The organism is Dokdonia sp. Asnod1-B02 (genome assembly GCF_045063955.1).
In the GTDB taxonomy this organism is placed as follows: Bacteria; Bacteroidota; Bacteroidia; order Flavobacteriales; family Flavobacteriaceae; genus Dokdonia.
The window spans coordinates 983,950-997,107 of record NZ_JBEFNW010000002.1 but is presented as its reverse complement, the minus strand read 5'-3'; the positions used below and the strand labels follow the sequence as shown (position 1 = coordinate 997,107).

Annotated in this window: 13 protein-coding genes; 6 read left to right on the top strand and 7 right to left on the bottom strand. The window is 36.4% G+C overall.

Annotated features, from left to right (window positions below; all coding sequences use genetic code 11):
• Positions 1-32 precede the first annotated feature (32 nt).
• The gene (locus tag ACJJVU_RS04555; protein ID WP_298330494.1) at positions 33-1,361 is read left to right on the top strand and encodes an MBL fold metallo-hydrolase; all 1,329 of its coding nucleotides are present in this window, start codon (positions 33-35) and stop codon (positions 1,359-1,361) included.
• Between the two features lie 6 nt (positions 1,362-1,367).
• Positions 1,368-1,841: a Dps family protein gene (locus tag ACJJVU_RS04550; protein WP_108876974.1), complete on the top strand. Its 474-nt coding sequence runs from the start codon at positions 1,368-1,370 to the stop codon at positions 1,839-1,841.
• 68 nt (positions 1,842-1,909) lie between these two features.
• Here ACJJVU_RS04550 and ACJJVU_RS04545 read toward each other — a convergent pair whose 3' ends face one another.
• Both ACJJVU_RS04545 and ACJJVU_RS04540 read right to left on the bottom strand, forming a co-directional pair.
• Positions 1,910-4,015 carry a TonB-dependent receptor domain-containing protein gene (locus tag ACJJVU_RS04545; RefSeq protein WP_405222743.1) on the bottom strand — a complete coding sequence of 702 codons (2,106 nt, stop codon included), beginning with the start codon at positions 4,013-4,015 and terminating at the stop codon, positions 1,910-1,912.
• A 69-nt stretch (positions 4,016-4,084) separates the two neighbouring features.
• Positions 4,085-4,450 (bottom strand): hypothetical protein, encoded by a 366-nt coding sequence (locus ACJJVU_RS04540; protein WP_298330504.1) that lies wholly within the window; start codon positions 4,448-4,450, stop codon positions 4,085-4,087.
• 215 nt (positions 4,451-4,665) lie between these two features.
• Here ACJJVU_RS04540 and ACJJVU_RS04535 point away from each other — a divergent pair, with 215 nt between their 5' ends.
• The 4 genes from ACJJVU_RS04535 to ACJJVU_RS04520 all read left to right on the top strand — a co-directional run bounded on the left by ACJJVU_RS04535 (position 4,666) and on the right by ACJJVU_RS04520 (position 8,219).
• Complete coding sequence (locus ACJJVU_RS04535; protein ID WP_405222739.1) at positions 4,666-6,060, top strand: cytochrome ubiquinol oxidase subunit I; 1,395 nt, start codon at positions 4,666-4,668, stop codon at positions 6,058-6,060.
• A 2-nt stretch (positions 6,061-6,062) separates the two neighbouring features.
• On the top strand, positions 6,063-7,100 hold the full coding sequence (gene cydB, locus ACJJVU_RS04530) for a cytochrome d ubiquinol oxidase subunit II (RefSeq protein ID WP_298330510.1): 1,038 nt from the start codon (positions 6,063-6,065) through the stop codon (positions 7,098-7,100).
• A gap of 144 nt (positions 7,101-7,244) precedes the next feature.
• On the top strand, positions 7,245-7,802 hold the full coding sequence (locus ACJJVU_RS04525) for a YeeE/YedE family protein (protein ID WP_298330513.1): 558 nt from the start codon (positions 7,245-7,247) through the stop codon (positions 7,800-7,802).
• A 3-nt stretch (positions 7,803-7,805) separates the two neighbouring features.
• Positions 7,806-8,219 (top strand): YeeE/YedE family protein, encoded by a 414-nt coding sequence (locus ACJJVU_RS04520; RefSeq protein ID WP_405222735.1) that lies wholly within the window; start codon positions 7,806-7,808, stop codon positions 8,217-8,219.
• Positions 8,220-8,292: 73 nt separating this feature from the next.
• Here ACJJVU_RS04520 and ACJJVU_RS04515 read toward each other — a convergent pair whose 3' ends face one another.
• The 5 genes from ACJJVU_RS04515 to ACJJVU_RS04495 form a co-directional block, all read right to left on the bottom strand.
• Positions 8,293-9,255 carry a succinylglutamate desuccinylase/aspartoacylase family protein gene (locus ACJJVU_RS04515; RefSeq protein ID WP_298330519.1) on the bottom strand — a complete coding sequence of 321 codons (963 nt, stop codon included), beginning with the start codon at positions 9,253-9,255 and terminating at the stop codon, positions 8,293-8,295.
• Entirely contained in the window at positions 9,248-10,120 is an 873-nt protein-coding gene (rimK, locus tag ACJJVU_RS04510; RefSeq protein ID WP_298330521.1) for a 30S ribosomal protein S6--L-glutamate ligase, read from the bottom strand. The genes ACJJVU_RS04515 and rimK overlap by 8 nt, the downstream gene beginning before the upstream one ends.
• Before the next feature lie 250 nt (positions 10,121-10,370).
• Positions 10,371-10,997 (bottom strand): Pycsar system effector family protein, encoded by a 627-nt coding sequence (locus tag ACJJVU_RS04505; protein ID WP_379952756.1) that lies wholly within the window; start codon positions 10,995-10,997, stop codon positions 10,371-10,373.
• A 138-nt stretch (positions 10,998-11,135) separates the two neighbouring features.
• Positions 11,136-12,383 (bottom strand): cation:proton antiporter, encoded by a 1,248-nt coding sequence (locus tag ACJJVU_RS04500; RefSeq protein ID WP_405222730.1) that lies wholly within the window; start codon positions 12,381-12,383, stop codon positions 11,136-11,138.
• 1 nt (position 12,384) lies between these two features.
• Entirely contained in the window at positions 12,385-13,038 is a 654-nt protein-coding gene (locus ACJJVU_RS04495; protein WP_405222727.1) for an ion channel, read from the bottom strand.
• Positions 13,039-13,158 lie beyond the last annotated feature (120 nt).

Genomic DNA, 13,158 nt, shown 5'->3' with positions numbered 1-13,158 from the left:
TTAAGCCCTTTTGTTTTCTTAAACCTAAGATTATGAAAGTACAACAATTTGAATATAAACCATTAGCACATTACTCATACGCATTAGTGAGTAATGGAGAGATGGCCATTATAGATCCAGAGCGTGACCCTAAGGAGTATTACGCTTTCGCGAAAGCGAATAATGCAAAAATCATAGCTATCATAGAAACACATCCACATGCAGATTTTGTGAGTTCGCACTTGCAAATTCAAAAGGAAACTGGAGCAACAATTTACAATAGTGCAAAGCTAGGAGCAGATTATCCACATACAGCATTTGATGAAGGTCACAGCATTACGATAGGTAAGGCAACACTAAAAGCTATAAATACTCCAGGCCACTCACCAGATAGCATAACTATTGTTGCAAGTCAAGGTAGTGATACTATCTTATTTACAGGAGACACCCTTTTTATAGGAGATGTAGGCCGTCCTGACTTACGTGAAAAAGCGGGGAATATGAAAGCTAAGCGTGAGGAACTCGCAGAAATGATGTACCAGACTATAACTACTAAGTTCACAGATTTACCTGATAACGCTGTAGTATATCCAGCACATGGAGCAGGATCTTTATGTGGTAAAAATCTGAGTGATGCAAATAGCAGCACGCTGGGTAATGAACGTATGGGTAACTGGGCGTTTAAAGCACAATCCAAAAAAGAATTTATGGATACCATCCTTGATGGACAGCCATTTATACCATCTTATTTTGGGTTTAATGTTGCCATCAATAAAACTGGCGCAGAAAGCTTAGAGCCTGCTATAGAACGAGTTCCTTTTAAGAAGGATGTCGCAGCGACTGGCTTAATTGTAGATATGAGGGATGAAGCCATATTTAAAGAAGGCCATCTTGCAGGAAGTATAAACATACAGGCAGTTTCAGAAAATGCAAAGTTTGAAACTTGGCTAGGTGCAATCGTACAACCTGAAGAAGAGTTTACACTAGTTATAGCTTCTGAAGAAGATAAAAATTACATGCTGAACAGAGTTGCCAAAATAGGCTACGAAAAGCAGCTAAAAGAAATAATAACGCTGGGAACTGAAGGTCTAGTTAAATCAGCAGATTTAAATCTGCAAGATTTCAAAAACAATCCCGACAACTATACCATTATAGACATCCGTAATGTAAGCGAAGTTCAAGAAGAGCAATTCTTTGAGAACGCACTGTCACATCCTCTAAATGAATTGAGAGAAACAGCAAGTAACATCTCTAAGGACAAACCTATTGTAGTACATTGTGCTGGTGGATATAGAAGTGCTGCAGGAAGTAGCATTCTAGAAAGAGAATTAACAGGGGCAACTATTTTTGACCTCAGTGAGAATATTAATAATTTTAAATAACTAATTATGAGCAATACAAACAACATCGGTTTAGACATTTCGACATCTCAAACCACAGCAACCCAACTTAACGACTTACTTTCTAACTACCAGATTTTTTACATGAACCTAAGAGGTTTTCACTGGAATATTACTGGAAAGAAATTTTTTGAACTACATGTGAAGTTTGAAGAGTTATATAATGACGCACTTCTTAAAGTAGATGAAATCGCAGAGCGTGTACTTACTCTAAGTGCTACTCCTACTCATTCATTTAAGGACTACTTAAACAGCTCAGACATTGAGGCTGCCAAAAATGTAACTGATGGTGAAGAGGCTATAGATAACATCCTTGAGTCTTTAAAGGTTTTATTACAAAAGGAAAGAACAATACTTACAACTGCTGGAGATGGTGGTGATGAGGGTACTGTTGCTTTAATGAGTGATTACATCACACAACAAGAAAAGCTAGTGTGGATGCTCTCTGCATACCGTAACTAGTACTTAGGATTTACATAATAAAAAAGCCCTTTTGATTTTATCAAAAGGGCTTTTTCTATAGCTACCATCTAAAATCCATACTGTACAAATACAGAGAAATTTCTACCTGGGTCGTTTATAGGTACTCTTGTAAAATCTGCCTGATTTACAAAAGAGAAGTTGAGGTGATTATTATAAGTCTCATCAAATGCATTTAAGACTGCTAGACCTACATTAAAGTCTTTAATAACTTCCATACCAAAACGCACGTCTAAGGTTTCATAACCCGCAGTTTCTTGCTCTCTAAAGCTTGACGCTATATCATCTTGTTTTGATGTCACTGTATAATCTACACTAGCCCAATATCTATCTTTTTCAAAACCTACTCCTAGTCTTGTAATCAAAGGAGGTGTTAATGGCAGTGACTCATCTAGATCTTCATTTTTAGTATAAACATAAGAGAGACTAGTATTGACATTGAAATAACGAGCAAAATCGATTGCTACATCGGCTTCAAAACCTGTTTTGTAAGCGTTATCAAGATTCACAAAACGTTTTACTTCTTGCGGTTGTTCATTAGGCATAAATTTACGATTTAGTGCAGGGTCTACTACAGCTACAATATAATTTTCATAAAGTGAGTAATACCCCGACAGGCCATACCTAATTGCATCAATTCCCGTAGTAAAAACTTTTTTACCTTTTATTCCTATTTCAAACTGGTTATTTACCTCAGCTTCTAGAAAAGGATTTCCCACATATTCAAAGGGATCTTGTCCTACAGAGAAGTGATTTATATAACGCTCTATCATATTTGCAGATCGTACGCCACGCCCATAAGCTGCCTCTAAAGTTGCATTGTCTGACACTTTATGCTTAACAGATACTGTTGCTGAGATATTATGTTCCTCTCGCTGCCCTAAGTTATTATATAACGCTTGAAAATCTGCTTCTGGATCTTGGATGTCTGAGACCACAAGATCATATCTCACTCCTGCAGTAAGCATTGTCTTATCTGAGAATGCATATTTATTTTCTACAAATAACCCAAAGTCATTTACATAAGAGTCTTGCCATACTCTATCCTGAAAAACCAAAGGTTCTGCAAGTTCCATACCCATCATATTACGTTTTACAACTCTCGTCCTACCACCATCTCTTGCAATAAGCATGGCATCAAGACCTCCATAGAGAATCCAATTATCTGTTGGTTTCATTTTTAACTCTAGCTTGCCTCCTGCCGTAGTAGCATCTATAGCAGACAGCGCCTCTGTAGTCATGAACGAAGGTCTGTTCTCGTTAGACATGATATGATCTACATAAGAGTAATACACTTTTGCATTAAGCTCTTTTATAAAACCATTCTCCTTAGTCTTCTTATAGTCTATGGACAAAATTGAACTATTATCCTCTTCTGTATCCATTGGTAATCCAGCGTGTAATACATCTCTGCCAAATGATTGTCTCCAGTGCGCTTGAATTCTTTGGTTATCGTTTATGTTATACCCTAACCTCAAACCATAATCTAAACTTCTAAAGGACGAAGGAATCTCAACACCATCCCCATCTTCATAATTACCAAAATCACGATAACCAGCATTTGCAGTGATATCATATTTCTCAGTTACTTGATTTAGCGATAAGGAAGATACCAGAGAATTACCATTAGATTCATATCCAGTATTTACACGACCATGCAAGCCGTTGTCCATAGATTGAGGTTTCTGAGTCACTAGATTAATCACTCCGCCAAAAGTTGCTCCATACCTCACGGTATAAGGCCCTTTTATTACCTCAATACGTTCTATCTCTTCGGGCACAACATGAGTGGTAATAGGATCCATTCTGTTAGGACAAGCATGCACTGCCTTTGTACCACCGTCAAATTGAATATTAAGCTGTTCATATTGACTAGCTCTAAATGACGGATCTATGGCATAGTTACCGCGTTTAATCAATGAAAAGCCATTAAAATCATTAAATAAGTCGGCTACATTTTTGGGTTGCACGACCTTCTTGAGAAGATCTGTTTTAACTGTAGTTAGTACTGGGTCTGTAGTTCCTTGTCCAGTGACAAGTACTGTATTTAATTGAATAGATTTTGAAGTTATTGTATCTTGTTTTCTTCCTGTTTCTTGAGCTATCATTGACACAGGTATAAGTGCGCACAGAAGCGCAATTCTTTTTATATTCATTGTTTCTTTTTTCCAAATTACATTACAGTGATATGGAGGAAATAGCATACATCTATTTCCTCTCCTTTTCTAAATAAAAAAAGGATACACCTTTGGAGGATGGAAAATTGCGTAAGAAAACATATCACTATACAAAGCCGTGTAGTGATGATTATTGCCTTTTGTGGCTGGGACTAATGCTACTTCTTGGAATCTCACCTCTAGCTGACAAAAAACCAATTGATCCCACTTTAGAATTGGAGTCTTTGGTTCATCTTGAGATGATGTATTGGCTGCTACTTTAGTTAGAAAACATTTACCGTCACACTTTAGTTCTGGCTTGTCTGTGTTCTCACATAATTGAGCTACAAAACTCTCTATATCCAGCGTGTACCATCCATAAACAGCAGATACCCTTAAGCTATTGCTCAAGAGTAACAATGATAGTATGGACATTGCAAACAGCTTCACTAAATAAACTTATAGATGATAGGTACGCTTTCGCGAAAGCGTAATTAAAAAAGTTAACTAGTCAAAAATATTGAGAAATCTACTTTCTATAAGCTACCTAGGTTACACAACAAATAAAAATTAAAACTTCCCTTATGTAACCATTGTTACCTATCTAAAAATGTTTAATTTTTATTTTTGTTTACAAAATCTTAAGAACTATGGATACAGAAATTCTTGCTAGAATCCAGTTTGCTTTTACTATCTCTTTTCACTACATCTACCCACCATTGAGCATAGGCCTAGGTCTTATTATGGTGATTATGGAAAGCTTGTGGATACGCACAAAAAATGAACAATATCATATCCTTGCCAAATTTTGGACTAAGATTTTTGCACTCACCTTTGGGATAGGAGTGGTTACGGGAATCGTAATGGAGTTTGAGTTTGGTACAAACTGGGCAACATATTCACGATATGTCGGTGACATATTCGGCAGTGCGCTAGCCGCCGAAGGTATTTTTGCCTTTGCTCTAGAAAGCGGATTTCTAGGTATCTTACTCTTTGGATGGAACCGTGTAAAACCTTGGGTACACCTCGTTGCAACCATAGGTGTATTTTTAGGCTCTATGTTTTCTGCCGTTTGGATTGTGGTAGCAAATAGCTGGCAGCAAACGCCTGCTGGTTATCATATTGTAGGAGAAGGAATGAATGCGCGTGCAGAGATTACAGACTTCTGGGCGATGGTTTTTAATCCATCAAGTGTAGATAGACTTACGCATACGTGGTTTGCAGCATTTCTCGCTGGAGCATTCTTAGTACTTAGTGTACATGCATATTACCTTATTAAAGGACGTTATGTTGTGATTTCTAAAATGGCATTTAAAATTGCGCTAGGAGTTGCCACTATCTTTTCATTAATGCAGTTAGTCACTGGTCACAGTTCGGCAGAGGGCGTTGCTGTTAATCAGCCAGCAAAACTAGCTGCGCTAGAAGGGCATTATGATGCAAGTGGCCCTGCAGATTTATATCTTTTTGGCTGGGTTGATAATGAGACACAAGAAGTCACAGGGATTAAATTACCAGGAGGATTATCTTTCTTACTGCATCAAGATTTTGACGCTCCAGTAACTGGTCTTAATGCCTTTCCAGAAGAAGACAGACCTGGACAAGTAAATGCGGTCTTCCAGTTTTACCATATTATGATTGCAATCGGTATGTTCTTCATTGGGCTTACGCTTTTTGCTTGCTTTTTATGGTGGCGAGGTACGCTGTTTGAAACAAAATGGTTGCTTAGAATATTTGTGCCATCTGTAATATTAGCCCAATTAGGTAATCAAGTAGGATGGTTTGCTGCAGAGATGGGACGACAACCTTGGGTAGTATATGGGCATTTGAGAACTTCTGAAGCCTTCTCACAAGCTGTTACTGCAAATCAAATTGTGTTTTCACTGGTACTATTCTTTGTGGTTTACGCTTTATTACTTTTCTTATTCCTTTACTTGTTAACTAAAAAGATCAAACACGGCCCTTATAAAGAAGACGACGATGATATGGAAGAAAGAACCTTTACTAAGGAGATTACAGAACAAGTTGCAAACACTCTAAACTCATAACTATGGAAACTTTATTAGGTATAGATTACCCTACACTTTGGTTTCTTGTGGTAGGAGGTGTTTTTTCTGGATATGCCATACTAGATGGTTTTGATTTTGGCGCAGGTGCGTGGCATTTGTTTTTTAGAAAAGAACTTAGCAGGCGTATCGCTCTTAATGCTGTAGGACCTGTATGGGACGGTAACGAAGTTTGGCTGGTCATAGGTGGTGGAGCGCTCTTTGCAGGATTCCCAGTAATGTACGCCACTTTCTTTTCTGGCTTATATATCCCTTTTATGCTCTTTTTAATGTTTATCATTTTTAGAGCAATTGCTATAGAATTTAGAAGTAAAGAAGAATGGCTATGGTGGCGCAAAATGTGGGATATATGCTACAGTGTGAGTAGTATCATGCTTGCGTTTTTACTAGGTGTCGTGATGGGCAACGTGCTACAAGGAATTCCTATAGGTCCAGACCTAGAGTATGATGGAAGTCCATTTCTTGGCTTTTTAAATCCGTATGCAATCATTACAGGATTTACTACACTATTCTTATTTATGACCCACGGAGCTATCTATTTACTACTCAAAACAGAAGGAAAGCTTTTTGATAAACTAGAAGGACTTCTTAAAAAAGCCATTATTCTTTTTATAGTGTTCTTTCTAATCACATCTTTATACACGCTTATTTACATACCGCATCTTTCTGATGATTTTAAGGCAACTCCAGCTTTATTTATCATACCAATACTTACGTTTTTAAGTATCGCAAATATCCCGAGACTGGCTCACAAAAAGCGTTTTAAGATAGCCTTTTTCTTCTCTGCACTTACCATTTCTTTAATGATGGTCCTTGTAGCTATAGAGTTATACCCTACGCTTCTATACTCAACAATTGATCCGGCAAATAGTATTACTATTTACAATGCCGCATCTTCAGATAAGTCCTTAGGCATAAGCTTGACAATGGTTGCTATAGGAACACCGCTCGTTTTAGGATATACTTTCTTTGTGTATAAAACCTTTGCAGGTAAAGTAAAACTAGATGACCACAGTTATTAAACGAGTGTTTTAAAAAAGTATAATCCTCACATTGAAAGCACACTAGATATCCTAGTGTGCTTTCTTTATTACAATCATCTATTTGAGTAACCTAGGTTACAAATAAGCTTGCTTTAAAAGTTGATATTTGCATAAAATAATAACATGGATTGGATTTTCTCCCCCTGGCCTTGGTATGTATCAGGACCCATAATTGCTTTCATCATGTTTTTACTTATTATGGTAGGTAAGAATTTTGGAATGTCTTCTAACTTAAGAACGATGTGCACCATCTGCGGCGCAGGAAACAAAGCAGATTTCTTCAAATTTGACTGGAAACATCAACGATGGAATCTCACTGTGGTTCTAGGTGCGATTATAGGCGGGTATATAGGTTCTCAATGGCTATCTACAGACATTGCAGTAGCTATTAATCCAGACACAATAACAGACCTCAACAACCTTGGCTTTAATAGTGCGGGAAAAGCCTATTTACCTACAGAGTTATTTGACACAAGCGCATTACTTAGCTTTAAAAACTTGGCCTTATTAACTATAGGTGGATTTTTAGTGGGCTTCGGTGCTAGATATGCGGGTGGATGTACTTCCGGTCACGCCATTTCTGGTTTAAGTAATTTACAACTACCATCACTTATTGCCGTTATAGGATTTTTTATAGGCGGCCTGTTTATGATTCACGTACTATTCCCCTTTATATTTTAAAAAATGAGAACACTTATATATTTATTAATCGGTATTCTTTTTGGAATAACTATGTTTAAATCTGAAGCTGCTTCGTGGTTTCGTATTTATGAAATGTTCAAGTTTGAGTCATTTCACATGTATGGAATTATAGGATCTGCGCTAGTGATAGGCATTATAGTAGTACAACTTATTAAACGTCTCAACATCAAATCATTTTATGGTGAGACAATTCATTTTCACCCTAAGGCAAAAAGTTTTAGTCGTTACATGATAGGTGGCGTTTTATTTGGTTTAGGCTGGGCACTAGCAGGAGCTTGTCCAGGACCTATGTTCACCTTAATAGGAGCGGGTTACATTCCTATTCTTGTAGTTATTGCTGCCTCGCTGTTGGGTACATTCGTATATGGATTATTAAAGGATAAACTACCTCACTAGAGTCTGTTTATCCTTTATCTATATTAAGCGTTGTTGTTACGCTTTCGCGAAAGCGTAATTACTTAAAGAGTTATTATTTTGTAATGTGCACAATAGCATCTCCTTGATTTACGATAGGAGCATGATTGATACAGATAATATATCCCGAATTAGGTGCTTTTATATTTTTTTCAAAATCACCAAAAGGTCCAGATACACTCGCAATTACATCACCTTTTTCTACAAAAGTTCCAGCTTTTACATGAGGTCTATACATTCCAGAATATCGTGCTCTGATCCAAAATGACTTCTCGATAACGATAGACTCTGCTTCTACCCTCCAGCTGTAATCATCAGAAAGTTCTTTTGTAAAATCACGCACGCCGAGATGGTGCATTACTTTTAAAGCTCCTGTAACTCCAGCGTCTGTAATGTCACTATCTATTGCAAGAGATTTCCCTCCTTCAAAAAGTAGTACTTTCTTCCCCTTTTTTACACAAGAATCTCTAAAGGATTTCTCTCTATTTTGTGACTTGAGTATAAATGGTGCTCCGAAGGCTTTGGCAAGCTCTAGTGTCTCATCATCTTCATTGATTCTTATCTGTGGAGCATTAAATCGCTCTCTACCACCTGTATGAAAATCCATACAGTAATCAACGTGTGGTATAATCTCTGTCATTAAATTATAAGCATACCTGCTCGCCAGCGAACCCCTTGTACTACCGGGGAACACTCTATTGAGATCTCTCCCATCTGGAAACTCTCGCGTCTGATTAAGAAAACCAAAAACATTTACCACAGGAATACATATGATTGTACCGTGAGTTGGCTTATTATATTTTTTTGAAACAATCTGCCTTACAATCTCTACTCCATTTACCTCATCACCGTGAATACCGCCAGTAATAAGAATACATGGACCGGGCTTTGGTGCTCGCTCAATAATGATAGGCACTTCAATCTTTGTTCTAGTGTGAAGCTTTGCAATGTCTAGATTTACTTGTAATCCTTTTCCTAAAGAAACAGCGTTTCCTAGTATTTCAATATCATTAGGCATTTCTCTCTACGTACTTTATAATGTAGTTTGCAATATTTTTTCCTGTTGCAGTCTCAATCCCTTCAAGACCTGGAGACGAGTTTACTTCTAGTATTAATGGACCGCGAGAAGATTGTAAGAGATCTACTCCTGCAATTCCTAATCCCATTGCTTTTGCTGCTTTAAGCGCTGCATTTTCCTCTTCGTCTGTGAGTTCGATAACGTTTGCACTTCCTCCTCTGTGTAAGTTAGATCTAAACTCTCCTTCTTTACCTTGTCTTTTCATAGCTCCCACTACTACTCCGTCTACAATAAATACACGTATATCTGCTCCTCCAGCTTCTTTAATAAATTCTTGAGCAATTACTCTTGCTTGTAATCCATTAAAAGCTTCTAGTATAGACTCTGCAGAGTTCTTATTATCTGCTAGTACTACGCCTAGACCCTGCGTTCCTTCAAGTAATTTAATTACAAGTGGCGCTCCTCCTACTCCATCTACAACCTGACCAACATCCTTAGAGTAGTTTGTAAAAACTGTTTTAGGAAGTCCTAAACCAGCTCTTGATAATATCTGTAAACTTCTTAATTTATCACGTGATCTTACTAGTGCTTGAGATTCTGTTGCAGAGAAGACCTTCATCATCTCAAATTGTCTCACTACAGCTGTACCAAAAAATGTTACAGAAGCCCCTATTCTTGGGATTACCCCATCAATATCCTTTATCTCCTTACCCTTATAGACAATAGTAGGGTTTTTCTTTTCAATAACGAGGTTACACTTAGTGTGGTCAATAATGATCATCTCATGACCTTTTTTCTCCCCCGCTTCGATAAGACGCTTTGTTGAATATAAATTTGGATTCTGTGATAGCACTACAATTCTCATAATGTGGATTTAGTTTCTTTTGCCGAGAAGATAATCTAATAAGTGGTTATTTAATATTATTTGAGGCAAATATTTTTGCTCAATCGCATAACTATTAATGCTTTTTTACAATAGCTACGATGTGAGGCAGTTAAACCTATTCCCTTATCGCAAAATACAGCGCATAAAAAAAGCTCCACATTGCTGTGAAGCTTTTTTTTATAAGAGTCGTTACTTCTTAATCATAGCGGCGGGAATCTATGCCAAATCTTTATATCATCCCTCCAAACAGCATATGACAAGCCAAGAAAGCCACTACAGAAAGAATAATACCTATTAGAAAGATATTAAAGGATTTTCTTAATAGTTTAAATTTTCTATCCATCGTTTTACCTAAATGATACGTATCCTTTGCTATTGTTTTATAAAGCTCATCACCCTCATTCATCAATGAGGTAATATTCTCAACATACTCATGCTCCTCCATATCTTGAAAATTACCGTAAAACATTAAGTTACGGGCATTCCTATCTCCATGAATCAATTCTGGACGGGTTGCAAATATGGCATAAGCGATAGAAGACAAGTTTGTAATGAGAATGAGAACTACAGGATATATTAGGTGCGGGTCTGTGCTAAGCTGGCTCATGACAGTTCCTAACACTAAAGACAAAATAAGTGCATTGATAGAAATCAAAATATTTGATTTTGTATCAATCATTGTATTTAATGTATATTGATTTTTAGAAAGCAGTCTAAACAAAGTTTCTACCCCACGTTCTGAGCGTGGCTCTAGCTTTGCAAGCTTCTTTTTTAACTGCTTTAAGGCTTCTTTATCTATATTAAGCTCTGCCATTAAATATTTATCTTCTTCTTTTTTCTCTTTTTTATCGCTCATAATTATCTTTAAAAAATTACTCATCGCCTGAGACGCACTCTTAATTACCAATCAAAACAGCTGCGTACCTGTTAATTACAGTTACTTGATGTCAAATATAACAATGACTCTTAATATGAATACTAAGAGTTTATATTGCTAGTCATTTTTATATATCGCTTTTGCAAAAACACCTATTGAAAGTCCTTGAACGATTATAGAAAATAGCACTACTATATATGTAATATGCAGTATTAAGTCTTTTGATAACTCATCACTTAAACTTAGTGCTAGTGCAATAGATATACCGCCTCTCAATCCACCCCAAGTCAAAATTGCAATAGTTTTAATAGGCTTCTTCTCATCATGTTTAAGTAATGAGTACGGTAAAAACACAGAGCAAAACCGGGCAAAAAGAACAATTGAAATAGCCATTATTCCTAATATGAAGTAACTACTATTAAATTCTAATAAGTGAATAGCGAGCCCCATAAGGACAAATAAAATACCATTAAAGACCTCATCTAGTATTTCCCAGAAAGAATTGATTGCTTTTTGTATCGGGTTTTTATCTTCATTTATATGTATTTTATTTCCTATAAGTAACCCTGCTACTACCATGGCTAATGGCGCCGAGACATTCAATAAAAATGCGCCAGATGTTCCTCCCATGACTACAGCTAGGGTGATTATTACGGCTAGTTGTGGGTTTTCTTTTAATGAGTTGATACACTTCAATCCTAAAAATCCGATGAGAAGTCCATAAAGAATGCCTCCTACAGCTTCTTCTAGAAATAAGAGTCCAATCTCTGTGCCTATCTGGGCAGCGCTATGATGCTCTGTAGCTGTGGCAATCAATAATATTCCAGAAAAAACGACAACGCCTATCCCATCGTTAAATAAAGATTCACCTTCTATTTTAATACCTAGAGACTCTGCAATATTTGTTTTTTTCAGAATTGCCATTACAGCGATAGGATCAGTAGGTGATATTAAAGCACCAAATAACAGGGCGTGTAAAAAAGGTAACTCTACATCAATTAATTGTGCACCAAAAAAGACAAGGCCTCCTACTAAAAAAGTAGATATAAGAACACCTAAGGTGGCAAATAATAAAATTGATTTCCTCTGTTCCTCGAGTGCTGCAAGGTTAACATGTAATGCTCCTGCAAATAATAAAAAACTTAAAATCCCATCGAGTAGGAGGGTTTTAAAATCTGCCTTAACGATAATATCACAAAAGAATTTATAGAATTCCGGGAATATAGTTTCACTTAATGTTAATGGAATAATTAAAAGCAAGCTTAAAATCATTAACCCAATCGTTGTCGGTAATTTTAACCACTTGTAATTTATATAACTAAAAAGAGCCGCAATTGTAAATACAATACTAAAAGATTCAAACATATTACTTTGATTTTGTATTAATATACTTCCCTACAAACACTCCGATTACAATAGCTAGATAAAATTGGCCTATTATATTCATCACTAATGTTATAGACTGAGCAGGTGCTGTAAGTGGTGTGATATCACCATAACCAACTGTAGTAATGCTTATAAAACTAAAATAGTAAAAGCTATAACCAGAGTATCCCTCAATTAACCTAAACGAATCGCTATTTATTAAATCAATAGATTCAAAAAGAACTCCTCCTATTATACCTAGATAAAGGAATCCCAATAAAGGCCCTAATATAAACTGTAGGCTTATCTCTTTTATGAGCAATAATTGTCTCACTAAAATGACACAAAAACAAGCAAATAATAAAAAGGAGGACACTAATCTATAAATTAATATCACTATCGAACCGTCATTAGACAGTTCTAACCATATAGCGAGCAATGTAAAAAAGCCAATGATATAGGTGATAGATTTTGCCAGCTTGTTAGTTGCCAGTAAGGAGCTCCCTATGATTAATAAGGTATAATTTATGACAGTAACATAAGCCGGGCTTATACCCGTAATAAGAATATGAAAAGGTGTTAAAAGAAAGTTTAACACACTTAATATAGCAATCAGGTATTTATAATTTGCTATTATGGAATTAAGCCTACTCATTTTATTTATAATTTATAAATTAACCCTTCTAATAGCAATCAACCTCAACTTAGACTCTTTTGCTATATTAATGACCTACTTCTAGTGCACTTTACAAATCAATAAGCATTCTAAAACAAT